This is a genomic window from Nitrosomonas sp. (assembly GCF_019752095.1).
GTDB lineage: Bacteria > Pseudomonadota > Gammaproteobacteria > Burkholderiales > Nitrosomonadaceae > Nitrosomonas.
Genome location: NZ_JAIEMO010000042.1, coordinates 1 through 25,629 on the forward strand (window position 1 = coordinate 1; position 25,629 = coordinate 25,629).

Genomic DNA, 25,629 nt, shown 5'->3' on the forward strand with positions numbered 1-25,629 from the left:
CAGGGATATCCTTTTACATTGCGCAGATACAGGAAGCATAAACCAAAGCCCCAGTTTCTCCGATTGTGTGTCAGCCGTAGCAGCAAATCAGCGATGGTACGATTATCATCGCTGAGCCTAGCTCGATAGCGGTAGCAGTTTTCACTGATATCATAGGTCTTACAGGCCAAACGGATACGGATCTTTCTTTGCTTAACTGCCTGTTTGGCCATATCGCGCCGATCAGGTGCAGGTTCGCTTGACTCCGCCTGTTTGAGAATCGCCTTGATCTGGCTATCACTGAATCTCGATTATTTCATTGCAGAACCTACTGTTTATTCATTACAAGAAGATTCTACTTTTGATCTCCGTTATTTTTCGGGGGGGCTACCGGACGACCTTCATCGTGGTAACAATCAATAAACCAAGCTTTGCTTGGTGCCGAGAATGCTGTACATAACACACAAAATAGACTTAATTCTGATCAATCGCTAAAAACATGTCAAAAAAGTGAACATAAAAAGACTGCAAAACTACTAGGTTATGCTGCTGATTTACCCAGGAGTTTTATAGGACAAGTTGACTAGTAATTTAGTATCAATTGCGATAAATCTCCCATTCCCTGTGTTTATTAGAACAAAGGTAATTGACCTTTCTTTTACTACTATGGTGCACCCGATATGCGAAGTAATTATTAAAAATTGATGCGTAATATCAATATAATGAATTATTTTGTGGTGATGTTTGTTTCTGTTTCGAACATGAAAAGGTGTGCGGTGATCGAGAATTAAAAAGAATAATGATCAGCTGATAAAAAATTTGAAACTGTATCAAACACGCAGTGATTAGCTCAATTTGACTTAGGACTTTTATAGGACATTTCCCTATTTCTTGCAGTATGTTTTCAGGATACTCGTCTCTATTCTCAGCTGAATATTGAGCCTACTATATCTGCGTGGGTGATTCTGATTAAGTCTTTCGAAGAGTTCGAAGCGAACGGTAACTTATTACGCTTGCTGTGAGATTCTCCAACCATAAATATAATCGGCTTATTCAAAGTTTCCTTAATGTGTTTTGCAATTTTTATTAACAATTAGTTTTTGGGGCAATACAATGAAAAATTCTTTACGATTATTAACAGTGTCTATGATTCTTTGGTCTGGTCTGTTTTCGATAGCCCATGTAAAAGCGGCTTCGACTTCATATGCAGATGCAGGGGCACCTGTTCAGAATACTTACACCTTCACAGCAACAACAACCGGTTATATCGGTGCTTACTTCCAATCAAGCTCAGCATCTTATACCAATACTTTATCATTACTCGTAAATGGAGTAGTTACACCAGAGTCATCTCTAGGTGTTTTAAATAATCAAACTTCAAGTGTGGGCGATTTTGTTAATCTTGGTTACGTCAATGCAGGGGATGTTCTTACATTCCAACTAAATGTTCTAGATACTGGGAATGTTTGGAACTCCAATTCCGCATCTAATGCTGATGGAATGAATCACATTTACTCAGCCGGTTTTTCTGGAGATGAAATTCTTGGCATTCCCGCTGGTACCTATGTGGGATTTGAAGACTTATATGGCGGCGGAGATCTTGATTATAATGATCAAGCATTTGTATTTACAAACATTAATGCGTCGTCATTGTTGGCTGAGAACATAAGTCCAGTACCTGAGCCAGAAACTTATGCCTTGTTGTTGGTAGGATTAGGGTTGATAGCTTTTGCGGCGCGATCTAGAAAGATTAGCGCATAGTAAACTGGAGGCATACATTTTTCCTGTTTAATCTCTTCCGGGTTTAATTCCTCGCCCCTTGGGGCGAAGGCTGGTTGAAAACCAGCAGTCTGAAGAGCGCTTTTAATACCTCGCTGCTTGCGGCGGGGTGCTTTATTGCGCTATTTACGGAATCAATGAGGAAATAGGGCCAGTTTACATTTGAAACTTATGCCCTAGTGCTTAATGTTCTTTCTTGCGACAGATTCTGATGCAAATGAGGGATGTGTACACAAGAATTTTACGTAGCAAATGTATCGGATATCCATTAAATCGGTTTTCTCATCTGAATTTTTATTCATATCGCTGCTCTAAAAAATTATAATAGAATTCATAAAGCGGTCGAGTCATTCAGCATGAAAAATATTTCCCGAAGGAAAGTGATTAAATTGTGTGCTCTGAGCAGCATGGCTAGTGCGCTTGGCAGTAATAGTTTTGCTAAAGTATTAGCGCTAATGCCCACGCCCAAAGAGACAGAAGGTCCATTCTATCCGGTAAAAAATCAGAAAGATAAGGATGATGACCTAACACAAATAGATGGATACGTTGGCAATGCCAGCGGTCAACATATCGTGATAGGTGGACGTGTAACCGATATCTTTGGTAATCCAGTTGAAAATGCGCTACTTGATATTTGGCAAGCAGATGCCAATGGTCGTTATCGTCATCCGCGTGATCCTAATAAAGCAAGGCTGGATCAGAACTTCCAAGGGTGGGCGGTTATCAAGACTGATGATAAGGGTTCTTTTCGCTTTAAGACCGTAATGCCCGGCGCTTATCCGGCTAGCGGAACTTGGGTTCGACCTCCGCATATCCATTTAAAGATTTTTAAACCTAATTATTCCCCTCTTACAACGCAGATGTATTTTCCCAATCAGGAATTGAACAAGAAGGATTTATTGCTGAATCAAAAGTCCACCAGTGAACAATCGGCTATGGTGGCCAGAGAAATCGGTCAGCAAGGAAATTTAATCATTTACGAGTACAATATCGTCCTCGATTTACTCCGTAAATGATATTTATGACAACCAAACACAATTCATTGCTTATTCTTGGCTCTGGGCCGGCTGGTTATACTGCCGCTGTTTACGCGGCACGCGCCAATCTGAATCCGGTTTTGATCACCGGCTTGGCTCAGGGCGGACAATTAATGACAACAACCGATGTGGACAACTGGCCAGCCGATGCAATGGGTGTGCAAGGACCGGAATTGATGGAACGTTTTCAGAAACACGCGGAGCGTTTTGATACTGAAATCATTTTTGATCATATCCATACCGCAAAACTGACAGAAAAACCGATTACCTTGATTGGTGATCAGGGGACGTATACCTGTGAGGCACTTATTATTGCCACTGGCGCATCTGCGCAATATCTTGGGTTACCTTCCGAAGAAGCATTTATGGGGCGCGGTGTGTCAGGATGTGCAACTTGCGATGGTTTCTTCTATAAAGGACAAGATGTTGCCGTTGTCGGTGGTGGCAATACGGCAGTGGAGGAAGCATTGTATCTTTCGAATATTGCCCGCAGCGTGACAGTAGTGCATCGGCGTGATCAGTTCCGCTCGGAAAAAATTCTGATTGATAAGTTAATGGAAAAAACCCGCGCCGGTAATATTAAATTAAAACTGAACCATGTACTGGATGAAGTGCTGGGCGATCAATCCGGAGTTACCGGCATGCGCATTAAAAATACTCAGAATGATTCTACGCAAGCAATAGATTTACAAGGTGTTTTTATCGCTATCGGTCATAAACCCAATACCGATATTTTTGCTGGACAATTGCAAATGGATAATGGCTATATTGTTACTCACGGTGGTGATCAAGGTAATGCGACAGCTACTAACATTTCCGGCGTATTTGCTGCGGGCGATGTGCAGGATCACATCTATCGCCAAGCGGTAACTAGTGCTGCCAGCGGCTGTATGGCGGCACTGGATGCGGAAAAATATCTGGATAACTTGAAATAGTTATTGAATCTTAGACTCAACAACTGCTTGTTGACGAAACTAGATGCCTAAAAAAGATTCTGTTGTGGATGAGGATGAAATATCGCTGTTTCAGGCAGCAATGAGTGATGTGGCGCGATTGCCAGCCTCAGATAAAATAATTTCCGGCGGCATTAAAACTTCACCGTTTCCACGCAAAAATAAGAGTCAGGAAAATGCAACGTTAGAAGATGCGCTAACAGACTATGTTTTCGTTGAAATCGAAGCGGGAGATGGGTGGTCTTTTGTGCGGCCGGGCATGTCGCATCAAACCTTGCGACGTTTGCGGCGCGGTTACTGGAGGATTCAGGATAGTCTCGACTTACATGGATATACGCGTGATGAAGCCAGACAGGAATTAGGTGATTTTCTGGGTATCTGTGTACAACAAAAATTTCGTTGTGTTCGTGTCATTCACGGTAAGGGATTGAGTTCCAGAAACCGTGAGCCAGTTTTAAAAACGAGAGTTGGAAATTGGCTGATGCAGCGTTCAGATGTATTGGCTTTTTGCCAATCAAGACCGGAAGACGGAGGAGGAGGCGCTATCCTCATTTTGCTCAAATCTAAAGTATAAACTGGTAAAGTATTTAACAATTATAATGAAGGATTTGACTCTTGCGGAAAAGCCTTTTCGTATTGAACTTGACACTGAATGCAACGTTGTGCGGATGGATATACTAGCAATCGCTCAAACCCGATCTCGTTACCACAATCGATACAGTCACCGAATTCTAGTTCGCTTAGATACTTCATCGACATCTCCAGTTCGCGCATTTCGTTGATTTGCCGGTCGACTAATGCCGTATCAATGTCGTCCGGTATATTGTTTACATACTCTGCTAGCTCAGCATCACTGATATCTTGAGTGTGTGCAAGCTCGTTACGTATTTCTTTTTGTAGACCTAGATAACGCTTATGTAACGCAGCTTTCAACTGGATTAATTGCTCTTCACTAAAATTTGCCATTCTGCCTCCATTTCTTGTTATGCCTTACATGTTGTCTGAGATGTAATTTCTAATCTTTGATGAAAATCAAAAGAGTGTAAATCTATAGACAGTGTACTATGCCCTATATTGCTTGCAACTGTTTCAAATCTGCAATTACCTCGGAAGAATTGCGTGCTGCACTAGCCGATAAATACATGCGTGCAATTTTTCCGTGTGGATCGATCAAAAATGTATTGCGCTTGGCAAACTTGATAATGCCCAGATTGATTAGCGAATGATATCGAGTGGCCGTTTCTGTAGTGGTGTCCGCCAATAGAGAAAATTGCAGATGAAATTTTTTAGAAAATTCAGCATGACTATTTGTGTCGTCCACACTTACACCAATCACTTCGGCGCCCAAGTCAGTTAACTGCTGAAGGTCATCACGAAAAGAGCAAGCCTGCTTGGTGCACCCGGGCGTGTCGTCTTTCGGATAAAAATATAACGCCAGCCATTTACCATGGAAATCTGCCAAAGTATGTATTTCCCCAGATTGATCCGTCAGGCTGAATTCAGGTGCAGGCTGACCCAGCTTTAGTGCTTTTTTAGTTGTGGAAAAAAACCAGAACATGAATCCCACTGTGATTATCGACAAGATAATAGCTAACCATTCCATGATACTTATCCATCCTCATTTGTTATATTTATGCCGCGCAGGCCAAGCCCACAATCGTAGCCATGCTATGGCTAGTAACGCCAATATGCTGGCAAATAAAAATGCTGCCGCCGCATTGTATACATGCCATATTATCCCAAACAATAATCCTGAAGGAATGGCGGCGATACCACTGATAAGATGATACCAGCCAAAAGCAGTGCCACGCTCATCGGGTGTTGCATAATCACTAATTAATGCACGTTCGGCATCTTCTTTCATACCCATACATAAGCCATAACAAATACTTACTACCCATAATCCGATATTGGTTGTCACCTGGCTTATAGCCATAAACGGAATGGCAAGGGCTGACCAACCGATCAGAATCAAAGCGCCGCGGCCAAAATGATCCGCCAATTGCCTTCCCTGCGAGGAAGTAATGGCCTTAGCAAGATTAACTGCTGATCACAACAGTAGCAATTTAATAACACTAACGCCTAATTCATGACCAAATAGTAAAATAAAAGTTTCAGAAGCAGCGTGCAAACGTGGAACACCATCAATACCAATAAATAATGCTGTGATATGTGCTGTGATATTGGAGTCCATGTAGTTAAGCAGCAGCTAGATTTGCATAGTATCGCTGGGTAAATTCTGCTGGTGATAGATAGCCAAGTCTTTCTTGCTCACACTGTCGGTTATAAAAGATTTCTATGTATTCGGTAATTTCCTGAATTGCTTGTTGTCGTGTTTTGAATTTTCGATGATACGCCAGTTCGGTTTTAAGTATTCCCCAGAAGCTTTCCATCGGGGCATTATCGTAGCAATCGCCTTTGCCACTCATGGAAGCGAGCATGCCAAATTGCTTCAATAGCTTCTGGTTATCATGTGCACAGTATTGGCTGTCGCGATCTGAGTGAGCAATGAGTCCTTTATCCGGATATTTTTTGGCTGTTGCACGAAACAGGGCTTGTATAACCAAGTCCTTTGTCATTCTCTCATTCATCGCATAACCGACCAGTTCTCCATTAAACAAATCTTTTACTCCAGCTAAATACAACCAACCCTCGTCTGTAGGGATATAGGTGATGTCACTGACCCACACTTTACCCGGTGCGTTAACAGAAAATTCCCGGTTCAGAATATTGGGTGCAATTGGCAAATTATGTTTAGAATGGGTCGTTACTTTGAATTTCAGTTTTTGCTTACAACGCAAACCCAACTTCTTGCGCAATGCCCGAACACGGTATTGCGTGGTCTGTACACCGTAATCAGTTAATTCACTATGCAAGCGCATAGCGCTATAATTGCGACGTCGGGTATGGCGGTGTTTTACAATCATCTGGCAAATGCCACGAAAATCAATATGGACGAAGGATTTGCCAAAATACTTGCGGATCAGTAACAGCTTGTTTACTTTCCGCGCATAAACAACTTGTCCAGATCAGATAGGCTGGTTTCAAACCAAGTGGGTCTGCCGTGGTTGCATTGATCGGCGCGTTTGGTCATTTCCATTTCACGCAGTAAGGCATTCATTTCTTCAAGGGTCAGCTTGCGGTTGGCGCGAATTGCGCCGTGGCAAGCCATCGTTGCTAGTATTTCATTGCGTTTGGCGGTTAGAATCTGACTGGCGCCGTATTCGCGGATTTCGTGCAGAATGTCGCGCGCAAGCTGTGCAATATCGGCATGTTGCAGTGTAGCTGGCACTGCGCGCACTGCCACAGTAGTTGGCGAAAGCACTGCGATCTCAAATCCCAGTTGATCCAGGATTGCTTGGTTTTCTTCGATCACGGTGACATCCAGCTGGTTGGCATAAAAGGTGACCGGAATGAGCAACGGTTGTCTCGGTATTTCGTGCTGATCAAGCGCTTGTTTGAGTTTTTCATACATAATCCGTTCATGTGCGGCATGCATGTCGACAACTATCAGTCCCCGCACGTTTTGCGCCAGAATGTAAATGCCGTGCAGTTGCCCCAACGCAAAACCGAGCGGATGGTTGTCTTGAGTTTCTTCCACTGTGATGGATTGATCAGTCCTTGCTGTCGGTATGACAGGAGTTAGGTTAGTCGGGACTGTAGGAATAGAACGAACTTCCGTGCTAAACAAAGTACCGTAAAAGCTGGCCGGTTGCGATACCATACCGGCTTGAGCTTGCCCAGTTTTTGGATAAGCCGGATAAGATCGAGCGATTGGTGTTGGTTCTTTAGACTGTGACTCTGTTTGCGGTGAAGCCAGTGCTTTGTTGATTGCATGAAAAATAAATTGATGCAGCGCACGCGGTTCGCGGAAACGCACTTCTGTTTTGGTCGGATGTACATTGACATCAACGCCTTCCGGATTAAGGTCAAGAAACAGAACGAAAGCCGGATGCCGGTCCAGATGCAGCACATCCCGGTACGCTTCGCGCAGCGCATGCGAAATCAGCTTGTCGTTGACAAAACGATGGTTGACAAAGAAATACTGCGTATCGCGCGATGAACGCGCATAAGCCGGTAACGCAACCATGCCGTGTAAATGCATCTCGGCTGACTGTTCGTCAACCCAGGCGGCAGTTTGTTTGAATTCTTCCCCTAACACCGCTGCAATTCTTTGCGCTGAATCGCCCGCACGTAAATGCCGCCGTGCTTTGCCATTATGTTGTAGAACGAATTCAATGCTCGCTTGCGATAAGGCAATGCGCTTAAAGGTCTCGTCGCAATGCGCAAATTCGGTGGCTTCCGACTTCAGAAATTTGCGTCTAGCAGGAATATTAAAGTACAAATCATTGACATCCAACGTAGTGCCCTGTGCCAATGACGAGGGCTTGGGCTGCGAGATTGTTTTGCCTTCTACCAGAATTTGCCAGGCATGGCTTTGCTCTGCGTGACGGCTAGTCAAGGTCAACCGTGAAACCGCTGCAATACTAGCTAACGCTTCACCACGAAAGCCCAGGCTGGTGATCTGATGCAAATCTTCCAGCGTGCTGATTTTGCTGGTGCTGTGGCGCATCAAGGCTAACTGCAATTCATCTTTGGCAATGCCAGCGCCGTCATCAGCGACGCGAATTTGCTTCACGCCGCCTTGCTGAAGTTGTACGGTAATTTTCCTAGCGCCCGCATCAACACTGTTTTCAAGAATTTCCTTAAGCGCAGCAGCTGGGCGTTCAATCACTTCACCAGCAGCGATTTGATTGATTAACAACTCGGGAAGCGGTTTAATCGTGGCCATATTCAGCAGGTGCTTTAAAAATTGTGATTATAATGCGTAACTGAGTATTCATTGTACTTTGGCAGAATCATTAACTGCATAAAATTGGGGGGAATGATGTTAGCACTAGATCGATTAAAAACCCATGTTCCAGATGCCGTGCTTGATCAAGTTCCTGATTGTGCGGAAAAGTTTAATATCAATACATCCTTGCGCCTGGCACACTTTCTCGCGCAGTGTGCGCATGAAAGTGCGGAGTTTAAAGCACGAGAAGAAAATTTGAATTATTCTGCCGCAGGTCTGAAAACAGTATTCCCCAGGTATTTTCCGGGGAATTTAGCGGAAAATTATGCGCGTCAGCCAGAGAAAATAGCATCCCGAGTTTATGGCGGCAGAATAGGTAATGGCAACGAAGCCAGCAAGGAGGGATATAAATACCGCGGCAGAGGGTATATCCAGTTGACTGGCAAAGACAACTACAGTGCTTTTGCTAACAGTGTTAGCGATGATATTTTGGGCAATCCCGACTTGGTGGCATCGCAGTACCCTTTGTTGTCGGCGGCATGGTTCTGGGATACTCGGTCACTCAACGCATTGGCCGATGCAGGTGCCAGCGATGATGTGGTGACGAAAATAACCAAGAAAGTAAATGGTGGTCTCAATGGCTTGGAGGATCGCATCGAGCATTTTAAAAACTATTACGCTTTACTATTGGCTTGAGAATGGCAGCTGTTGGCTTTGGCGGCTTCATAATCCTGTTTTTTCTGGCTGCTGCGGTGGATGCAGCGGAATCGCACTGCCAAGGGCAAGAGCAAGTGATATTTACCTGCTCACTGGGCGAGAGAACAGTTTCAGTCTGCGCCTCGAATGATTTTTCCGCTAACAGCGGCTATCTGCAATATCGATTCGGACCACTTGGCATGCTTGAACTGACATTTCCGGTTGTGAATGACGCATCAGTTCCAGCTGCTCAGTTTATCCAGGCACGCACCTTGATATTTGGGGGCGGCGGCGGCGGTTACTTGCGCTTTATCAACGGGCAGTATCATTACATCGTATATACCGCGATCGGTAAGGATTGGGGGACGAAAGACGGCGTTGCGGTGGAGAGAAACCATCAAGTGATCGCCAATCTCGAATGCCAGGATGTGCCTGTCTCAAGAATCAGTGCAGAGTTTTTTACTCGCGCCGGATTATCAATTGATCGAAATGAATTTGAGATTCCGGGGCTTGATTAAGTAAGAATAAGAATTTTTAGAGTACTTGGGACGGATGGATTTGGTAAAAGCGCTGGAAAATTTGATCACAAAAGATGACGTAGTTTTAGGGTGCTTCTGGTTGATAAGAAATTGAGTAGACTATTGATTTGTATATATTGTAAAGGTTGTTTGAGATTTTAATACGATAGAAACCGGTATCATGGCGGTTGAGGACTATGGTGAAGAAAGCATTGGTAATGCGATTGGCGCATTTGATGATGTAAATGGTAATGCATTAAGAATGACCTTTGCTCCAACCAATTTCATTGGCATGGATTTTGGAAATGACGAGCCGAGCCATACGAACCCAGGAGATCTGGCATTGTTACAAGTATACAATGATGCTACTTTAGTAGGTTTCTCGACGGTTGTTCTTAATCGTGATGACCTGATGAATCAGTCGATTAGTTTTAATGGCGCTTCTTTTGATTCAGCAATCTTCTCTTATACCGATTCTTTTTTTAATCCATTCACGGGTGGTGGAGTTGCTTCTACTGGTTTAATAGAAATTGTGGACAATATTTCACTCGTTCCAGAGCCAGAAACCTATGCAATGTTGTTAGCTGGTTTAGGTTTAATCGGATTCATGGCGCGGCGTAGAAAAGAAGCAATCGTGTGATTTTATCGGACATGTTGAAAAATGTTTTAGATGCGGCTGATGCAAGGCAAGAACAGGTAAAAAAGGCAATTTATGCATAATAAATGAGCATTCTGAACCTGTTTTTAACACCGCAGCAGCAATGCAGATAGTTTTTCAACATCCTGTTTGTGGAGATTGAGACTGTAACGGGAACTTTGGTTTCCGCTTTTATTTCCCAATGCTTCTGAATGCTGAGTAACTTATCAATCCCAGTGCGATCAGAGATTCTTCTTATGCGGTTGTTTGTGATGCTGTCTGCAAGTGGTAGGTAGGGGATTGATTGCTGATAGTTCTGATGAGCTCCGGCAGTGGCATGGCTTTGCCAATAAGATAGCCTTGAATGACGTCGCATCCCAATGTGCGCAGGCGTTCGTAGGTTGCAATATCTTCCACACCTTCGGCAACTACGGATAGATTCAGCCGGTGTGCAAGATTGATCATCGAGTCGACGATCCGGTCATGTTTATGATGCGTTGTCATATGCCGGACAAATACCATGTCGATCTTGACTTCGTCCAGAGGTAAATCCAGCATGCGTGCCATTGATGAATAACCGGTTCCAAAGTCATCCATGGCCAGTTTCAGTCCCATATCCTTGAGTTGACATAAGGTGTCCAGTGTTCCTGCTTGATTATCCATAACAGCTGTTTCGGTCAGTTCAATGGTGATATCTTCTGGCGGTACGTTCCAGAGAGATAAGCCCTGCAGAACGAGTTCGGTAAGTTCAGGATCGCGTAGGTCGTCAGCAGAAAAATTGATCGAAACACCGGCGTCTAATCCTGCTCTGCGATATTCGGAACATTCCCTTAATGCGGTATGGAAAACCCATAGCGTGAGTTTGGGCATGAGCGAAGTACCTTCAGCAAGTTGGATTAATTTATCGGTACGGATCGGTCCATGATGTGGATGATGCCATCTTAGCAAGGCTTCAGTGGCTTTGATCCTACCACTGGCAATATCGATCTGGGGTTGATAACCTAAATACAATCCGCCGTTATCGATGGCGTGACCTAAATCTGACCAGAGATCAATCTGGAACATTAGCGGATCTTGCATTTCGGCGTGAAAGAGCTTGATCGGAAGTTGCTCCAGTTTTGCTTGGCGCACAGCCGCGCTTGCGTTACACATCAATTGATCTAACGCGTAACTGCTTCCATTGTTCACTGCCACGCCAAAACGCGGAACCAGGATGATATTTTTTCTATCAAGCTCGAATGGAGGTGCCAGGATTCGCAGGATTTTATGGGCGGCCAGCATGGCATGTGCATCGGTAAGTAGATCGACCAGTAAACAGGTTATTTGATATCGTCCGGTGATGCCGACCATATCGCTTGGGTTCAGAGCATTTTTTAATTGTTGGGCAATTTTCTGTAAAATATTATCAACAATGGTAAATCCAAGGATGCCATCCAATTCTACTAGCCGCTCAAAGTTGATGATCAGTACGGCATTGCGACGACCCAATTGGCATTCATCATGTAATCTTCGTGAAGCTTGTTGCAGAAAGTGTTGATAAGCGAGGATGGTCATAGATTTAATGTAATGATAGATTTTGGATGTTTATAAATAATATTTCTTTGGATCAATTCCGTATGCGCCCTGGGGGAGATCATCTACGATGACGTACGCAACCCCCCCTGGATTTTTGCCAGCGGTTCTTAGATCTAAGGTTGCAGGGTGCTCATAGGGTTTCTTCTGAGCATCACAGATGATCATGATTTGAGGAAGAAATCGTTGCGTGCGATTGTGGGTGAGGACAATAGCAATTTCGCCACTGTTTAGTTCAACCAGACTGCCTACCGGGAACATGCCGATGCAGTGAGAAAATTGCTCCACCAAAATATAATTGAGTCCGTTTTGCGCATTATCTTTAAGTTCTTTTAGCGCCTGAAAAGGCTTCATACCTGGCATGCGCGATTCTCCCCAGATAAGTTCCTCATAGCAATCGATAATGGCGGCCATGCGCGCATAAGGATGTAATTGGTTGGCGTATAATCCAGAAGGATAACCGTTGCCGTTTTCGCGCTCATGATGCTGTAAAATAATTTTTATGACTTCTTCCGGTGCATCAGTTAGCTGAGCGATAATTTCTTCTCCATACGCGATGTGCTGTTTCATCAACTTGCGTTCATTCGGTGCGAGCGATATATTTCTTTTGCCCTGGATTTCTTTTGGCAGGCGTTGTTTGCCGATATCCATTAGTAATCCACCCAAGCCGAGAATTGTCATTTCCTTGTGGGGCAAGCCGAGATGACGGCCGAAAGCAAGCAGATGCACCGAAGTCTTAATGGCATTGTCATAGAGTTCTTTTCCGGTGGTTTTAAGCTGTGCCAGTAGTAATGCTGCATCGGGGTTACGAATAATGCTTTCACGTAATGTGTCGACCACTTCATGCGCTACGCGCATATTGATTTGAATATTGCATTCCAGGTTGGTATTGATATCGCTAAATAACATGGAAACGGTATTATACGCTTTGGTGGCCGCAGGGATTTCTTGTTCTGCTGTGCAGATGTCGCTGTAGGTATTAACGCGTTGCAGTAGTGAGTCGAGCGATTTAGTCTCATGCAATTTTGGTGGCTTGCCACGATCTGAAGCTGTGGAGGTGACATGAAATGAGGCGCTCGGTTCATGCGATGCTAATGGCTTACCCTGATTTGAAACAGCCTGAGGGTGGTGGAGGGTACTTGAGAGGTGTGATCGAGCAGCGAATGATTCGCTTCTGTCGATGTCCACGTAAACATGTTTGCAGTAGCGCTGGAGCTCGTTAATATCATGCTGTGATTGAATCAGGATGCCTTGAATTGGGTAAGCTGTTTCAAGCCAAGGACGATCAAGGTCACTGACATACATGCCGAGCTGCAAGTCATTAACGGAAACCTCAATGGTACTATCGCTTATCATCACAGAATAATTGGTAGAATAATAAAGTGTGGCTCATAATTAGTTCAATAAAAACACAGAGGAATGAAATTGTTCTCTGTGTTTGATAGTTACGACTTTATTAGTGTGTTACTTGAGGTAATTTATAATAATTTGAACAAGATTAACGTGTTGGGTTTATGAAAAATTCACGCATTAAGAAATCTTCCAATCCTGCGCTATCTCTCTCTCTCGCAGATAAGACGATGACACGGTGCAAGCGATGCGATTCCCAATTAAAATCTTCTTTGTAGTGTTCCCGAATCAGTTGGATCATACGGCGAATGATGGCACGTTCAATATCGCCATCTGTTCCAGTTTCGACCCGAATCATCTGTAACCGTGGATTGCTTTGACCGGTAGTCCAGGCGCGAAATGAAAATTCCGCCGTACGCGGGCCGATGCGAAGAATTTGGAATATACCGCTGGTACCAGGGTTTTGCAGATTACGCCGTACATTCGCCATACGGATCTCGTCTGCTGAAGGTTGATTTGCAGTACTGCTGGATGCTGTACTTTCCTGTGAGTCGAAGATTCCTTCCGCGGCGCGGCGGCGCGCTTTTGCTTGATTAATATACTCAGACAGATCAGTGGGCGCATCCGCAGGAGGTTCCGGAGGCGCTTTGGTCTTGGCAACTTCCTGCGCTGGGATAGGTGCTTTGGGTTGGCTCGGCTTCTCGGCTGCCTTGGGCTTGGTTGGAGGTCTTGATGGTGGTGGCTGAGCAGGTGTCGGTGGTGTTTTAGGTGCGGGTTGTGCTTCAGCTACTTGAGGCTTTTCGGGTTGCGGAGCGGGCGTTCTTGGTTGAGAGGCAGGCAGCGAATTACTAGCATCTTCGGATTCATTTACGTCGATGAAGCTGGCGGCTATGGGGAGTGGTGTATCTATTTCCACTTCAGGTAATGACAGAAAAAATCCCAGACCCCAGATGGCCAGCAGCCAGACGAGCGTAGCCAATGGCAGCGGCCACCACAGGCGGATTTCTCTCGATCGGGAACTTGCCATTCTTAACGTGCTATTTATGTTTGACTGCAATCAGAAAATGCTGGGCTCCGGCGGATCGGGCGCGCAGCATAGCTTGTACGACGATACCTTGAGGCGCTTCGTTATCCGCGGATACGATCAATTTTTGCTTGGAATCGGCGAGTAACGGCTCGAGTGTGCTTGCCAGCGTGTCCAGCGTGACTGCTGTCTGATTGATATAGATTTTGCTGTCTTTGGTTAACGTCAATGTAACCGGTTTTTCCGCGCTGAGCTTTTCTGCTTGTCCTTCGGGCAAATCGACCTGTAATGAATCCAAATTTTGCATCGATAAAGAAGCCAGCATGAATGTCGCCAGCAAGAAAAACATCACATCGATCATCGGGATGATCTCAATTTTTCCTTTCGGAATGATGCGGGATTTACGCAGTTTCATCGTGATAATCCTGTTGATCCCGACGGATGTTGTCGATCAGTCGCGTACCCAGGCGTTCCATTTCATCCATTGTTAGCGATTGCAGGCGGGAAAAGTAATTGAATCCAAACAAAGCTACCAACGCAATTGCCAGCCCTACTACGGTAGCAATGAGTGCTTCGGCAACCCCGCCGGTGACCGCTGTGGGATTAACCAAGCCTTCACTGCCGATCACCTGGAAGGCGCGCATCATGCCGATCACGGTGCCCACCAGTCCAAGCAGCGGCGCGGCAGTAACAATAGTTTCCAGTGCCCATAATCGACGTGCCAGTGATTCTTCAATAATTTGCGCCTCATCGGCGGCTCGAGATTCCGTCCACCAAGCGGGTTGATGCCGATTGGAAATTACTACTTCAAAGAAACGCTTGTAATAGTGGCGGCTATCCAGCCCGGAAAGTATTTTTTCCAAATCGTTCCATTTGAAGCCATAGGTTTCCACCAGATTGAGTAGATCGCTGGAAAGACGCGCATAACGCCAATAGATAAAAGCTTTTTCAAGCATAATTGCTACCGCAATAACACCCAATAAAACCAGCGGTATGATAATAATGCCACCAAGCTTTAACATGATCCAGGCTTGATTCAATTCTTCCATTATATTAACTCCAGATTAAGGCTATTCATAAAACTATCGCTGCTCGTATTCATTGGATGATTGTTTTAGTACAAGAAAACCCTGCGGCGTTCATGCGCTGCAAAATATCATTACAAAATACAGGTTCATCCCAACCATCAGTAAATCTGCAGCCGACGTATTATCGTGTGATTTTTCAAAAACCTGTGGATAAAGAATCCGGTATTGCAGAATATATGGATGCTAAGAATAGTTGAAAACACCAGCAGTTGGAACTATTTAATGGCAAAATGACTTACATTTATGATTTTGTTGTAGAAAGGCGAAATCTATTCAAATTACCCATAGCTTAGACACTCTGTAGAATGAAGAAACAGATGAAACGAGCAAATCATAGTAATTAATGATGATGAAATATTTAACAGTACTATTCCTGCTATTTGTTGTCATGCCTGCACAAGCCAAGTGGATTAAGCTGGATATGACTGCCAAACAAGGCGAAACCCATCATTTTGAACCTGAAACAATGCAGAAAAACGATCAATTCAGAAAAATTTGGGTGCTTTCCAGCTACGATGAGAAGCAAAAAGGAGGGCATCATGCAGTTAAAACTTTGTATGAATTCGATTGCGCTCATCACAAAGCCCGTTCGCTCACGATGTTGTTGTGTCCGGATAAAGAGGCCACAGGTAGGGTGATCGGTGCGCACCATGAAGAATCCAGAGATTGGTTTGGTTTTTCGGCTAATTCTATGTTTCGACATATTGCGGAGACGATTTGTTTTGACTAAGCAGGCTTTAGTCAAAACAATGCTAGTTTACTTAATTCGATTATTTTTCTTGTTACCACTTTGCTTGTCAAAAACTGATGACTATCCTGATTAAGCGAGCATACGAGCCATTCGCGCCAAGCGATGGGTTTCGAATCCTTGTGGATCGGCTTTGGCCGCGAGGAGTTTCCAAGCACTTGGCACATATTGATTTATGGCTCAAGGACGTGGCGCCCAGTACGCCTCTTCGTAAGTGGTTTAATCACGATCCATTAAAATGGATCGAATTTCGAGATCATTATTTTCTGGAACTTCGTCATAATACGGAAGCGGTTGAGCAACTTGTCGGGCACGTGCGCCATGATGTGGTGGTTACACTCGTATATGGTGCGAAGGATATGGAGCATAATCATGCTGTCGTACTCAAAGAGTATCTTGAGAATATGAAGTGACTGACAAGCCAGGGCGGCATTTCTGAAGCCGACCTAACTCAGATGTCGGGAATTGCAGGATAATTTAATCTCAAGAATTGAGTCGCATTAAAAAATTAATTAACGCTTAACGATACCCAATTTACCTCACACTCACCCGATTCTGTGGCCACATAAGCAGATTCCTCGGAAATCGTGACAGAGATATCCATTGTTCGTTGCGCCAGTTTTGCCAGGGTTTGGATGTTGTGCCATTGGAACTGGAAAATAGTTGCCGTCAGTGCATTAAATTTGGTTTGTTCTTGTCTCCACCACACATTCGACTTGGAGTTAAAACTATACACTTTGACAGTCTGGGCGAGCCGTGTAGCTTTTTTGATTCGATCCGGGGCAGGCTCGCCAATGTCGATCCACAATGCAATTCGGCCATCCGGAGTATGTGCCCATAGGTCAGGTTCTTCCGCGGTGCTTAATCCTTTAGTAAGCGCGAGAGATTCCTGAGCATTGATGCAAAATGCGAGCATGCGTGTCATCATGCGTTCAAGCGTTTCGGATGGGTGCTGGGCGATGGTCAGGTTAAGTGTGTCGTAATAATTGCGATTGAGATCCGTCAGCGCAATCTTGAATTTATAAATAGTTGGTTTTAAAGCCACTGGCGTTTCCTGATTGTTGGAAACCTCGGAATAGCGCCTGATGAGTATTTCGAGATTTCTAGCGGTGATTTATTTCTCCATCGTACTGATAAACGCGTTGGCCTCATTGATCGACCGCTCCATCGAAGCAATGAGCGCGGATACATCGGACTTGATCGTGCCCAGTTCATTCTTGAGCGAAGCTATCGCACGCGCATTCAGGTTGTGCTTGAGGAGCATGACTTGATCTTGGAAAACGCGCAGGATTGGCTCAATCTTGGCCTCGGCTTGTTTCATCGAGGCAATCAGTTGGTGGTAGTGCGCTTGCGTGGTGTCGAGTTTTTTTTGGCTGCTTTGTTTCATTGATGCATTGCTGTATTGCGTGATTTCTTGTTTCCATTCGGTAAACAATGCTTCAGAAACGCTTTCAATATCGGCAATGCGACTGTTCACTTCCTCGGCTTTGCTCACGCTGTCTTCATAGGCATCATTCAGCTTGTTATAAGTGGCTTCGAGATCGCCGCCTTGAAAGTTGGTGGCGGCGGTGAATTGTTCTAAGGCGGACTTGAATTGCTCCTTGGTTTCTTCTTGCGTGTCGCGCGCTTTCTCAACCCGATAGACCATGACGTCCCGTTTGGGAATGCCGACTTTTTCCAAGCCTTCGAGATACATCGTGGTGCAAGCAGTTAGCAGCAAGAGAACCGGAAGTAAAAATAAGCGATTTAAATGATTCATCAATATCTCCCTAAGAAAGTCCAGTTTGTGAGTATATAGCGCAGCGGGTGATTAATCTTTCTAGCGTACCACGCCGCGTCTTAATAACTGCCAGGCTACCTTTAAGCCCCACAGAATAGGATGGCGGCGTAATTTCGGCGTGACTTCCACGCGCACGCCGGTATGCCGTTCAATTTTCCATGCGGCGTAATCTACGCTATTACTAAATGTTAGTGTAGCTTTGGATAAGCGCAGGATGGAAAGGATTCTTCCCTGCCAGCGACGCCAACGCCAATGCCATAACGCCCGTCGTTGCATTTCTGGTGTGGTTAGACAGCGATATTTCCCATTGTCTTGTTTTTCTAATATTCCTTCCAGCATGGGGCTCGCTACATCGGTGAGACGGGTAAATGCATCCAGGTTGGTTTGGGCCAGATGGCGTGCGCGTGTCTCCCGCTCAGCACGTAATTCAGCTGCATAGGTGAGCATCAGGCAGCGAGTCCAAATTTCTTCAACATTAATGATACCAGGGTCGATTGTTACGACACCTGATTTCAGGAAATTAATCACAGCATGGGCTTGTGCTACATAGAGGCGTTCCCGTACGGAATCATCACGAAAATACAGCATTCTCGCTGGCTGTGCGAAGCGTGCCCAGATATACGGATGAAACCAGAATTGTGCACCACGTTCAAAATCTTTGGTTGAAATGACGGCGTATTTGGCACGTAATATGCGTTCTTGATACGGTATTTCGAGATAAAAAACATTGGGTGCCAGCCCAGTGTTTAAATTGGCTAAATATCGTTCGGGATAAGCTTGATAGTAGCTGTTAACGATGACATACAAATCGACAATACCTTCGTCCAGACTGACAGCGGAATGTAGGCAGGATCCATAAAGCATCACGGCATCCAGTGATTCACCGAAACGCATCGTAAGGGAATCTATCAAAGGTACAAGATCGGGTGATGTTTCTTTGTTGTTTTCCCAGGCAACTTCGCTAATCAACCGAATGGGTAGTTGTTGGGTGGGCAGTGGTATAGAAGAGATCATGGTGCTAACGGTGTCCTTGAGTACTAAAAAAGTGATGGGGTTAGTTGCGGTAATTCGCAGGGGGTTCTGTGTATTGATTGATTGATACAATTCGCCGTCCACAATGTATTCGTCATTCATGTGTACAGTCAGAGCGGAGGTGTTATGGCTATAGTAGCCATCTTTTTCCTGTAGCACCTTCCCTCCACCCGAAAGTAGCGGCCACAATGATCGCCACAAGCGTTTGGATTGCTGATCAACCCATGTCACATGGAGTGGTTCTGATTCTTTGCCCCAATAGGGGCGGATATTGAGCAACAGACAATCCAATGCACTGACGAGTGCAAATAAATAGGTGCCTTGGTGAATCCGACCATTTGCCTCCGTCATTGTCATTTTGACAGGCATCCACTCCTTTTGCTGGCGGCCTAATATCATTCCGGTAATGATGCCTACAAGGGATCGCAGCATAATCAGAAAGGTAAAAATGCTACCGGTGATTCCGATTTGCTTTACCGAGCTGCGCGAAAATTTGACGCCGCGTGCTACGAGTCCAGCGGCAAAGAACATGCCGTAAATGGGGTTTGTTCCTGTTTGTTCGATACGCAACACCGGGCGTTGTGCCAGTTTAGGTGCGGATGGTTCGAGTAGATAATGATGTAATTGCCGGATGATTTTCTCCGGCTTGCCGTGAATTCCTAGATCCAGCGGTGTCATGTTGGTGGTTCCGCCAGGAACAATCATAATGAGTGGCCATTGTTCAGGTGCCAGCGATGTGAATAGATGACCGAAAATAGCGTGTGTGGTGCCGTCTCCTGCAACGATGACCAGCAAGTCTATTTTTGCACGGATGAGCTGATTAATCGCAGTTTCAAAACCGGAGGCATCGCTGGCTTCGCATATGAGAATGCTTGGTATCGCCTCCAATGCCTGCCGGATGGCTAGGTTGTGTTTGCGTACTTGGCCACCCATAGGGTTAAGTAGGCAACCGACCTTGGCTGTTCCGGCTGTTATGCGATCGATCCGCGATTGTAAAGTCATCAAGTGTTGTTGTAAGCCGTTAAATTTCAGGATAGCGGGAACGGTTTCCTGAGATCAATCGGAGCACGCGTAAAAATTCTGACAGCGAGTATTTCCCGGTCACGTGTTGGATCCACATCCTGTAACCAGGATTTCAGTGTTCCTTCTGCATTTTTGGTTCGCCAAGCCATTAGCACGCGCCATGCGAGAAACACGGTCGAAATCAAGTGCCAGAACACGACCAGGTACAATCCGATATCCGGACGATCAACCCACCAACCATAGCTAAGAAAGAGTAGATTGGGGTTACGTCGGGCTGTAATCAAGCGATTAAATGAATCCAGTTTTTGCCAGATAAACATATCAAACGGCGCTAACCATAGTTGAAATGTGCCTTCGCACAATCGTCCGCCGATATAACCTAGAAACATCAGTAGCATGAAAATTTCCAAGCCGGGAATAGCTGTTTGTGTCCCCGCTAATCCTGCTCCCCATGCCAGGTACCATAACGGTGGATGGACAATATCCAAGCCGTGATCCAGGACGTCTCCAATGCGACTTGAAGTGACTGTGACCCGCGCCAATTTTCCATCGACCGTATCGAGGAAAGTCATGAACCATCCCATCAACAATCCAATGCCAAAGAATCCAGCCCAGAATGCCAGTCCGGTTAGAATGGCAAGTACAATGCTGAGATACGTTACGTGATTAGGTTGCCAGCCCTGGCGCACGCAAAAATGTGTAGTCCAGTATGCCGGTAATGGCCAAATCCATTTAGTAACGAGATCGGTGACACCTTTGTATGATCCTGAGAATAGTTCTTTTTCCAGTAATGAACGATTCTCCTCGCTGATAGGCAGAATGTACGGTGGGTCTTTCTTTTTTAGATTCTGTTGAAAATCAATTTTCAAATCTTTTAAATCAATTCGCGGCATGGTTAGCAACACGAATTTATAATTTTGACTTTTGTTATTGTTAAGATTTTTAAGTAGCCGCGATGCCTGGTTACCATCGGTGCGTATCGCAGCCGGGCAACCTTCTTCACTGTATAAAGCGATTCTCTTATCCAGTCCGAGCAATGCCGAAAGCACGCGTGCATCAAACAGAAAGTTAGCATTCAGGAATAATGCATTGGCATGCATGGGAATTTTCTCGACATCATCGACAAGAGTGACTTGTTCGTGTGCTTTCAGCATGCGTTGCAAACGTTCGAGGCCTGTTAATCCCCAAATGGTTATTTGATTGTCACCGAAAATATGAATATAGGTTGAAGTCGGCATGTTTAATAGGTACCTGGTTCTTATATGAATTGATTATCCGACCTTGGCGAGCGTATACTGGATTTAGCAAGGTTATGCGATTTTAGATGTTTTATGACAACAATAATAGACTGTTGCGCGCTACGAATTGTCAACGAAGTTTTGAAGAAGAATCTACATAAACGAACTAATGTGTTAAAGCGTGTTTGAAAACTATATGATTTTTTATTTACTTCAGGTGGTTTTTGCTGCTTTCTCATTTACAGTTTTATGATAGGTTCAGAGTGACTTAATAAGTTCGGTTTAACCATAGATGAGCCAGAATAATCATAGTAAAACCGGGTGCCAATGCAATCAGCGCTGGGTTTAATTGCAATATCAACCCAGTATTTGCAATAATTTGATCGAGTAAATAAACTGCAATACCAATCAGCGAAGCAAATACCAGTTTGTTGCTTAAACCGCTGCGAATCGATCCGAAAACAAAAGGAATGGATAATAGCAGCATTGCGATGGTCATCAGCGCACTACCGATTTTTCGCCATAGCGCTAGTGCGTAAGAATCTGCGTCCTGGCCGGTGCTGCGCAGAAATTCAACATGCCGGAACAACTCAAGTGGTGACAGACTTTCTGGTGGTTTAGTCAGTGTGGCGATGTCTTCCGGGCTGACAAAGGAAGTCCAGTTTAAAGTGTTATGGCGAATGGCCAAGATTTGGTTGTTTTCGAATGTTCTGACAATAACATTGCTGAGTTCCCAGGTTTCATTATCAATAATTTCTGCAGTTTGAGCCTGGATATGTGCGGCTAAAAAGTCTTCTTGATCCAGTTGCAAGATTTCAATATCGGCCGCTTTTTTATTGTGGATGATTTGACCGATGCGCAGAATATTCTTTTCATTGCGGGTCCAGATTCCCAGGTTTCCACCGAGTTCAGCACTTTGTTCCAGTGCAATAGCCCGATAAGTAATTGCTTTTTGTTGTAGTTGCGGTGCAACAAATTGCTCTAAAATGGCAACGCCCAGCAAGAGTAAAATACCGACACTTAAAGGTGCGATGCTAATGCGCCAGGGGGAAAGTCCGGCAACTCGCATGGCAATCAATTCTGAATGTATCGCTAATTTTCCAAGTGCCGAGACAGTGCCTAATAAAGCCACGAAAGGGGCGATTTGAATAAATCTGCGTGGCAACAGCATGGCGGTATAGAGAAATGCATCACTAATACGATAAGTGCCTCTACCTACATCATCTAATTCCTCCAGTAAGTCAAAGAAACTGAAAAGCGGCAATAATACAGCGATGGCAATCAAGAAGCCGATAAAAACTTGAATGGAGATATATCGATAAATCATTATTTCGGGCGCGATAATTGTTTTTGTCTAACAATCAGGGCATAAATGATAAGCGCAAGAAGCATGAGCAGCTCTAGCCACCATACGCCGGGTATGCTGCCAACAGTTTCTTGTTCTACCCAGGTTTTTGCTAACCCACTCAGATTGTAGTACGCGGCGAAAACCAAGGCAGCAATGAGATAGGTTTTCTCCGTTTTATCTTGGCGTGGAGCAGCGGTGTGAATAAAAGTTAAGGCAATCAGTGCCAGTAGTATGGTAGCCAGCGGACGTGAGATACGCCATTGTAACTCTGCGATATCACGCGGCAGATCGGATTCCCACAGTGTTCTTGTCGCGGCTGCTTTACGTCGGTAATTCATAACAAAATCATTATCGATGAAATACATCAATTTTCTGAACTGAATGACATCATCAATGTTGGCCGTGCTGGTTAATTGGTAAATGACACCTTCTGATAACTGAATGTGCGGTCTATCGTCTTCTGTTGTTGGTTTAATCTGTCGAGCTTGTTTAGCAATGACGATTTCACTGGCATCAGGTTTCTTGATGTAGTGAAAAATATTTTGCATTTGTTTATTGCTATCATCTTTATTACGCACATAAATGACTCTGCCACTTTTTTCACTACCATAAAACCGTCCGGCTTGGAACCGGTTGGTATTGAGTTCCGCTTCGGCTTGTGCGTCGAGGACATAACTTTCTCCATAGGCCCAAGGGCGAACATACGATGACAGCATGCCACTGATGATACCAATCGGTATAGCAACTGTCAGCACCGCAAGAACGATACGGCTGCCGCTGATACCTACTGAACGGATAACATTCAGCTCTTGATCTTTGTTGAGTCTGCCTAAGCCAATAATGACTGAAATATAGAGAGCAATGGGGATTAGCACCTCCAATGCGATTAGAGTTTTTAAAAAAACCAGTTTAATTAAGCCGGCGATTCCCAATGTTTCCGTGACGGCTCCAGCTAGAAGCCTGGCGCTGCTGAAACTGGCGAACAGTCCGATCAGAATGAGAATGACTACCGTGAAAGGTAGCATTATTTCCCGTGCAATATAGCGCTCGATTAATTTCATGAATCTGCTTTGAGTATCGATTCAGCCAGCGCTAAGTCTTCGACTTTATCTACGTCTACTCCTGCGCGCGGGTCATCCTGCATAATTGCTTGTATGGTTACTCCTGATTTTTCCGATACGGCTGCTAAGGCCTGGTGCAAGGTTAAGGATCCGAATAAATAAGATAATACCGTTTTCAACCCCAGTACCTGTGCAATTAAGCGCCATGGGCGTTTACGTAAATCTTCTGCTTTGCGCCAGAATTTGACTATGGGACGTCCTGATGGTTTGAAAGTAAATAGATTGCAGCCACAAAATCCACCGTCTCGTAGGCGAATTACAGTACGCTTGGAATTTGGGAATGCAGCCGCAACAATGCGCTGATCGATTGCACCCACTGTAGCGTCACTCTCTGAAGCCAGCGATTTTTTCAGAAAATTTTGTACAATATTAGGTGTGAGTAAAGCGTGGTCGGCAGTGGTTAATAATACCGGTGTATTGCTAGGCACTTGACTCAACCCACTCTCAGTGCTGCGGCTGGGGGAATCCAGATTGGGGAGCCAGCTTACTTGCCCTGAAACGATGCGCTGTTTTAATTCCGGGCAATGGACGTGTAACGATTCCGGTGGGCCGCATAAAATGATGGCGGAGATTTGCTCACAAGCCATCAGCGTATCCAGAACACGGATAATCATCGGAATGCCATCAACCGGCGCAAAGGCTTTGCAAGTTGAACCGGTATATTGCGTGATAGGGTCCTTGCCGGTACGGTCAGCGGCTAGAACCAGTGCGACAAATTGTTGCGATGTCGGATTGGGCGCATTACTCATAATATTTTTTGGTAGATACGATAGCGTTTGTGCTGTTCACTGCCAATAGCGTCGAGAATGCTGCGCATTGCCATGTTATCTTCCAGTATCCATGACATTTCAACCTCCTGAATGCCACGGGCAATAGTAGTCTGTCGGGGCGCGTCTATGACCAAGCAAGCTAATGCCAGACCAATGGGCGTATTGTGAAACTGTTTACGTACGCCCATCAGCGGTATACGGCCTGAACGAATCTCATGGTTTCTAATACTTTTGATGATCTTGAGCCAACCAAATGGAAACAGGCTTCCGTTCAATTTAGCTAAAACTTCGTTAAGATTGGGTAACCCCACCATAAATGCCGCAGGTTTGCCATTCACCTCGGCAATTTGGATGAATTCGTCTGATACCAGCAGGCGTAGACTACTTCCCAGTTCGGCAAATTCTTCTTGTGTAAATGGAATGAATCCCCAGTTTTCAGACCAGGCATCGTTGAAGATATCGCGTAGCGTTTCCATTTCTTCATCAAATTTATTACGTTGTATTGTACGTATTGTAATTTTTGAGGAAAATCGATTGATCAGCATCTGCATCACGCGTGGTATTTCAAAATCAACCCTGACTCGGTAAGCCAATAAATCTTTTACTGGATGATATTCCTGTTCCGCCAGTAAACGGTCATACCAGCGTGCTGAGTGTGGCATCATGATCACAGGCGGCGTATCAAATCCATCCACCAGTATGCCGCATTCTTGATTTATCGAAAGATTGAACGGGCCGCTGATACGCCGAATTTTCCGGGAAACTAACCATGCTTCTGCGTTAAGTATCAATGCAGCAAATACTTCCGAATTGTCGATACATTCCATCAGACCGAAGTGGCCGCTGTCTGTGCCGTAGCGTTCCTGGTGTAATGAATCGATTTGTGCGCTGATACGCCCAACAGGTCGATCGTCTTGAAATGCTACCCAGGCTTGCCATTCGCCATGTTTAAAAAAGGGGTTGTAGCGGGAAAAATGAAAGCGTCGTTCCAAACGCAATGGCGGCACCCACATCGGGTCATTAGCGTATATGTGCCAGGGCACATCAATAAACTTACTCATGTCACGATATGTCACCACCGGTCGCACCGTCACTCTGGGATTGCCCGGTTTATCGTGTTTAATCATGGTGCATAGTAAGC

Annotated in this window: 27 protein-coding genes and 2 pseudogenes; 9 read left to right on the forward strand and 20 right to left on the reverse strand. The window is 44.9% G+C overall.

All coding sequences use genetic code 11. From position 1 onward, the window contains the following. Positions 1 to 269 (reverse strand): annotated as a pseudogene (locus K2Q13_RS12050) (hypothetical protein); the annotation flags it as partial. A gap of 823 nt (positions 270 to 1,092) precedes the next feature. Between K2Q13_RS12050 and K2Q13_RS12055 the strand changes: the two are divergent. The 4 genes from K2Q13_RS12055 to K2Q13_RS12070 all read left to right on the forward strand — a co-directional run bounded on the left by K2Q13_RS12055 (position 1,093) and on the right by K2Q13_RS12070 (position 4,322). After that, positions 1,093 to 1,740 (forward strand): PEP-CTERM sorting domain-containing protein, encoded by a 648-nt coding sequence (locus K2Q13_RS12055; protein ID WP_292921393.1) that lies wholly within the window; start codon positions 1,093 to 1,095, stop codon positions 1,738 to 1,740. A 425-nt stretch (positions 1,741 to 2,165) separates the two neighbouring features. Next, entirely contained in the window at positions 2,166 to 2,774 is a 609-nt protein-coding gene (locus tag K2Q13_RS12060) for a protocatechuate 3,4-dioxygenase (protein WP_292921394.1), read from the forward strand. A 5-nt stretch (positions 2,775 to 2,779) separates the two neighbouring features. Beyond that, positions 2,780 to 3,730 (forward strand): thioredoxin-disulfide reductase, encoded by a 951-nt coding sequence (gene trxB / locus K2Q13_RS12065; protein WP_292921395.1) that lies wholly within the window; start codon positions 2,780 to 2,782, stop codon positions 3,728 to 3,730. Between the two features lie 43 nt (positions 3,731 to 3,773). Further along, complete coding sequence (locus K2Q13_RS12070) at positions 3,774 to 4,322, forward strand: Smr/MutS family protein (RefSeq protein ID WP_292921396.1); 549 nt, start codon at positions 3,774 to 3,776, stop codon at positions 4,320 to 4,322. Between the two features lie 20 nt (positions 4,323 to 4,342). Here K2Q13_RS12070 and K2Q13_RS12075 read toward each other — a convergent pair whose 3' ends face one another. The 6 genes and pseudogenes from K2Q13_RS12075 to mutL all read right to left on the reverse strand — a co-directional run bounded on the left by K2Q13_RS12075 (position 4,343) and on the right by mutL (position 8,540). Next, positions 4,343 to 4,714: a TraR/DksA family transcriptional regulator gene (locus K2Q13_RS12075; RefSeq protein ID WP_292921397.1), complete on the reverse strand. Its 372-nt coding sequence runs from the start codon at positions 4,712 to 4,714 to the stop codon at positions 4,343 to 4,345. 103 nt (positions 4,715 to 4,817) lie between these two features. Then, the gene (locus K2Q13_RS12080) at positions 4,818 to 5,351 is read right to left on the reverse strand and encodes a peroxiredoxin (RefSeq protein ID WP_292921398.1); all 534 of its coding nucleotides are present in this window, start codon (positions 5,349 to 5,351) and stop codon (positions 4,818 to 4,820) included. A 15-nt stretch (positions 5,352 to 5,366) separates the two neighbouring features. Continuing rightward, positions 5,367 to 5,750 carry an MFS transporter gene (locus tag K2Q13_RS12085; protein WP_292921399.1) on the reverse strand — a complete coding sequence of 128 codons (384 nt, stop codon included), beginning with the start codon at positions 5,748 to 5,750 and terminating at the stop codon, positions 5,367 to 5,369. Positions 5,751 to 5,798: 48 nt separating this feature from the next. Continuing rightward, positions 5,799 to 5,942, reverse strand: coding sequence for a hypothetical protein (locus K2Q13_RS12090; RefSeq protein WP_292921400.1), 144 nt, complete (start codon positions 5,940 to 5,942; stop codon positions 5,799 to 5,801). A 4-nt stretch (positions 5,943 to 5,946) separates the two neighbouring features. Further along, positions 5,947 to 6,678 (reverse strand): annotated as a pseudogene (locus tag K2Q13_RS12095) (IS3 family transposase); the annotation flags it as partial. 68 nt (positions 6,679 to 6,746) lie between these two features. After that, positions 6,747 to 8,540 (reverse strand): DNA mismatch repair endonuclease MutL, encoded by a 1,794-nt coding sequence (gene mutL, locus K2Q13_RS12100; protein WP_292921402.1) that lies wholly within the window; start codon positions 8,538 to 8,540, stop codon positions 6,747 to 6,749. A gap of 93 nt (positions 8,541 to 8,633) precedes the next feature. On the opposite strand from mutL, the gene K2Q13_RS12105 reads away from it, so the two are divergent. The 3 genes from K2Q13_RS12105 (at position 8,634) to K2Q13_RS12115 (ending at position 10,397) form a co-directional block, all read left to right on the forward strand. After that, positions 8,634 to 9,239 (forward strand): glycoside hydrolase family 19 protein, encoded by a 606-nt coding sequence (locus K2Q13_RS12105; RefSeq protein WP_292921403.1) that lies wholly within the window; start codon positions 8,634 to 8,636, stop codon positions 9,237 to 9,239. A gap of 2 nt (positions 9,240 to 9,241) precedes the next feature. Beyond that, the gene (locus K2Q13_RS12110; protein WP_292921404.1) at positions 9,242 to 9,757 is read left to right on the forward strand and encodes a hypothetical protein; all 516 of its coding nucleotides are present in this window, start codon (positions 9,242 to 9,244) and stop codon (positions 9,755 to 9,757) included. A gap of 181 nt (positions 9,758 to 9,938) precedes the next feature. Further along, the gene (locus tag K2Q13_RS12115; protein ID WP_292921405.1) at positions 9,939 to 10,397 is read left to right on the forward strand and encodes a PEP-CTERM sorting domain-containing protein; all 459 of its coding nucleotides are present in this window, start codon (positions 9,939 to 9,941) and stop codon (positions 10,395 to 10,397) included. Between the two features lie 252 nt (positions 10,398 to 10,649). On the opposite strand, the gene K2Q13_RS12120 is transcribed toward K2Q13_RS12115, so the two are convergent. The 5 genes from K2Q13_RS12120 to K2Q13_RS12140 all read right to left on the reverse strand — a co-directional run bounded on the left by K2Q13_RS12120 (position 10,650) and on the right by K2Q13_RS12140 (position 15,389). After that, positions 10,650 to 11,948, reverse strand: coding sequence for a GGDEF domain-containing phosphodiesterase (locus K2Q13_RS12120; protein ID WP_292921406.1), 1,299 nt, complete (start codon positions 11,946 to 11,948; stop codon positions 10,650 to 10,652). Between the two features lie 30 nt (positions 11,949 to 11,978). After that, positions 11,979 to 13,322, reverse strand: a complete 1,344-nt coding sequence (locus K2Q13_RS12125) for an HD-GYP domain-containing protein (RefSeq protein ID WP_292921407.1) — start codon at positions 13,320 to 13,322, stop codon at positions 11,979 to 11,981. A gap of 142 nt (positions 13,323 to 13,464) precedes the next feature. Next, positions 13,465 to 14,343 carry a hypothetical protein gene (locus tag K2Q13_RS12130; RefSeq protein WP_292921408.1) on the reverse strand — a complete coding sequence of 293 codons (879 nt, stop codon included), beginning with the start codon at positions 14,341 to 14,343 and terminating at the stop codon, positions 13,465 to 13,467. A gap of 10 nt (positions 14,344 to 14,353) precedes the next feature. Then, positions 14,354 to 14,755, reverse strand: coding sequence for a biopolymer transporter ExbD (locus K2Q13_RS12135; RefSeq protein ID WP_292921409.1), 402 nt, complete (start codon positions 14,753 to 14,755; stop codon positions 14,354 to 14,356). Next, entirely contained in the window at positions 14,742 to 15,389 is a 648-nt protein-coding gene (locus tag K2Q13_RS12140; RefSeq protein WP_292921411.1) for a MotA/TolQ/ExbB proton channel family protein, read from the reverse strand. The genes K2Q13_RS12135 and K2Q13_RS12140 overlap by 14 nt, the downstream gene beginning before the upstream one ends. Positions 15,390 to 15,771: 382 nt before the next feature. Here K2Q13_RS12140 and K2Q13_RS12145 point away from each other — a divergent pair, with 382 nt between their 5' ends. Both K2Q13_RS12145 and K2Q13_RS12150 read left to right on the forward strand, forming a co-directional pair. After that, positions 15,772 to 16,158: a surface-adhesin E family protein gene (locus K2Q13_RS12145; RefSeq protein WP_292921412.1), complete on the forward strand. Its 387-nt coding sequence runs from the start codon at positions 15,772 to 15,774 to the stop codon at positions 16,156 to 16,158. Positions 16,159 to 16,235: 77 nt separating this feature from the next. Next, complete coding sequence (locus tag K2Q13_RS12150) at positions 16,236 to 16,589, forward strand: DUF488 family protein (RefSeq protein ID WP_292921413.1); 354 nt, start codon at positions 16,236 to 16,238, stop codon at positions 16,587 to 16,589. A gap of 95 nt (positions 16,590 to 16,684) precedes the next feature. Here K2Q13_RS12150 and K2Q13_RS12155 read toward each other — a convergent pair whose 3' ends face one another. The 8 genes from K2Q13_RS12155 to K2Q13_RS12190 all read right to left on the reverse strand — a co-directional run bounded on the left by K2Q13_RS12155 (position 16,685) and on the right by K2Q13_RS12190 (position 25,615). Next, positions 16,685 to 17,221: a YaeQ family protein gene (locus K2Q13_RS12155; RefSeq protein WP_292921414.1), complete on the reverse strand. Its 537-nt coding sequence runs from the start codon at positions 17,219 to 17,221 to the stop codon at positions 16,685 to 16,687. Between the two features lie 69 nt (positions 17,222 to 17,290). Further along, positions 17,291 to 17,935, reverse strand: a complete 645-nt coding sequence (locus K2Q13_RS12160; protein ID WP_292921415.1) for a DUF2959 domain-containing protein — start codon at positions 17,933 to 17,935, stop codon at positions 17,291 to 17,293. A 60-nt stretch (positions 17,936 to 17,995) separates the two neighbouring features. After that, positions 17,996 to 19,990 (reverse strand): diacylglycerol kinase family protein, encoded by a 1,995-nt coding sequence (locus K2Q13_RS12165; protein WP_292921416.1) that lies wholly within the window; start codon positions 19,988 to 19,990, stop codon positions 17,996 to 17,998. 26 nt (positions 19,991 to 20,016) lie between these two features. Then, a complete protein-coding gene (locus K2Q13_RS12170) occupies positions 20,017 to 21,249 on the reverse strand; it encodes a CDP-alcohol phosphatidyltransferase family protein (protein ID WP_292921417.1) in 1,233 nt (410 codons plus the stop codon). Between the two features lie 268 nt (positions 21,250 to 21,517). Further along, positions 21,518 to 22,576 carry an LPS export ABC transporter permease LptG gene (gene lptG / locus K2Q13_RS12175; RefSeq protein WP_292921418.1) on the reverse strand — a complete coding sequence of 353 codons (1,059 nt, stop codon included), beginning with the start codon at positions 22,574 to 22,576 and terminating at the stop codon, positions 21,518 to 21,520. Beyond that, positions 22,576 to 23,658, reverse strand: coding sequence for an LPS export ABC transporter permease LptF (gene lptF, locus K2Q13_RS12180; protein WP_292921419.1), 1,083 nt, complete (start codon positions 23,656 to 23,658; stop codon positions 22,576 to 22,578). Before lptF ends, lptG begins: the two co-directional genes overlap by 1 nt. After that, on the reverse strand, positions 23,655 to 24,467 hold the full coding sequence (locus tag K2Q13_RS12185) for a nucleotidyltransferase family protein (RefSeq protein WP_292921420.1): 813 nt from the start codon (positions 24,465 to 24,467) through the stop codon (positions 23,655 to 23,657). Before K2Q13_RS12185 ends, lptF begins: the two co-directional genes overlap by 4 nt. Next, entirely contained in the window at positions 24,464 to 25,615 is a 1,152-nt protein-coding gene (locus K2Q13_RS12190; protein ID WP_292921421.1) for an N-acetyltransferase, read from the reverse strand. Before K2Q13_RS12190 ends, K2Q13_RS12185 begins: the two co-directional genes overlap by 4 nt. Positions 25,616 to 25,629: the final 14 nt, after the last annotated feature.

Bases quoted from the DNA above. Each gene is read 5' to 3' on its own strand.
- K2Q13_RS12055 (WP_292921393.1), top strand. From the start codon at position 1,093: ATGAAAAATTCTTTACGATTATTAACAGTGTCTATGATTCTTTGGTCT.
- K2Q13_RS12060 (WP_292921394.1), top strand. From the start codon at position 2,166: ATGGCTAGTGCGCTTGGCAGTAATAGTTTTGCTAAAGTATTAGCGCTA.
- trxB (WP_292921395.1), top strand. From the start codon at position 2,780: ATGACAACCAAACACAATTCATTGCTTATTCTTGGCTCTGGGCCGGCT.
- K2Q13_RS12070 (WP_292921396.1), top strand. From the start codon at position 3,774: ATGCCTAAAAAAGATTCTGTTGTGGATGAGGATGAAATATCGCTGTTT.
- K2Q13_RS12075 (WP_292921397.1), bottom strand. From the start codon at position 4,714: ATGGCAAATTTTAGTGAAGAGCAATTAATCCAGTTGAAAGCTGCGTTA.
- K2Q13_RS12080 (WP_292921398.1), bottom strand. From the start codon at position 5,351: ATGGAATGGTTAGCTATTATCTTGTCGATAATCACAGTGGGATTCATG.
- K2Q13_RS12090 (WP_292921400.1), bottom strand. From the start codon at position 5,942: ATGGACTCCAATATCACAGCACATATCACAGCATTATTTATTGGTATT.
- mutL (WP_292921402.1), bottom strand. From the start codon at position 8,540: ATGGCCACGATTAAACCGCTTCCCGAGTTGTTAATCAATCAAATCGCT.
- K2Q13_RS12105 (WP_292921403.1), top strand. From the start codon at position 8,634: ATGATGTTAGCACTAGATCGATTAAAAACCCATGTTCCAGATGCCGTG.
- K2Q13_RS12110 (WP_292921404.1), top strand. From the start codon at position 9,242: ATGGCAGCTGTTGGCTTTGGCGGCTTCATAATCCTGTTTTTTCTGGCT.
- K2Q13_RS12115 (WP_292921405.1), top strand. From the start codon at position 9,939: ATGGCGGTTGAGGACTATGGTGAAGAAAGCATTGGTAATGCGATTGGC.
- K2Q13_RS12120 (WP_292921406.1), bottom strand. From the start codon at position 11,948: ATGACCATCCTCGCTTATCAACACTTTCTGCAACAAGCTTCACGAAGA.
- K2Q13_RS12125 (WP_292921407.1), bottom strand. From the start codon at position 13,322: ATGATAAGCGATAGTACCATTGAGGTTTCCGTTAATGACTTGCAGCTC.
- K2Q13_RS12130 (WP_292921408.1), bottom strand. From the start codon at position 14,343: ATGGCAAGTTCCCGATCGAGAGAAATCCGCCTGTGGTGGCCGCTGCCA.
- K2Q13_RS12135 (WP_292921409.1), bottom strand. From the start codon at position 14,755: ATGAAACTGCGTAAATCCCGCATCATTCCGAAAGGAAAAATTGAGATC.
- K2Q13_RS12140 (WP_292921411.1), bottom strand. From the start codon at position 15,389: ATGGAAGAATTGAATCAAGCCTGGATCATGTTAAAGCTTGGTGGCATT.
- K2Q13_RS12145 (WP_292921412.1), top strand. From the start codon at position 15,772: ATGATGATGAAATATTTAACAGTACTATTCCTGCTATTTGTTGTCATG.
- K2Q13_RS12150 (WP_292921413.1), top strand. From the start codon at position 16,236: ATGACTATCCTGATTAAGCGAGCATACGAGCCATTCGCGCCAAGCGAT.
- K2Q13_RS12160 (WP_292921415.1), bottom strand. From the start codon at position 17,935: ATGAATCATTTAAATCGCTTATTTTTACTTCCGGTTCTCTTGCTGCTA.
- K2Q13_RS12165 (WP_292921416.1), bottom strand. From the start codon at position 19,990: ATGACTTTACAATCGCGGATCGATCGCATAACAGCCGGAACAGCCAAG.
- K2Q13_RS12170 (WP_292921417.1), bottom strand. From the start codon at position 21,249: ATGCCGACTTCAACCTATATTCATATTTTCGGTGACAATCAAATAACC.
- lptG (WP_292921418.1), bottom strand. From the start codon at position 22,576: ATGATTTATCGATATATCTCCATTCAAGTTTTTATCGGCTTCTTGATT.
- lptF (WP_292921419.1), bottom strand. From the start codon at position 23,658: ATGAAATTAATCGAGCGCTATATTGCACGGGAAATAATGCTACCTTTC.
- K2Q13_RS12185 (WP_292921420.1), bottom strand. From the start codon at position 24,467: ATGAGTAATGCGCCCAATCCGACATCGCAACAATTTGTCGCACTGGTT.
- K2Q13_RS12190 (WP_292921421.1), bottom strand. From the start codon at position 25,615: ATGATTAAACACGATAAACCGGGCAATCCCAGAGTGACGGTGCGACCG.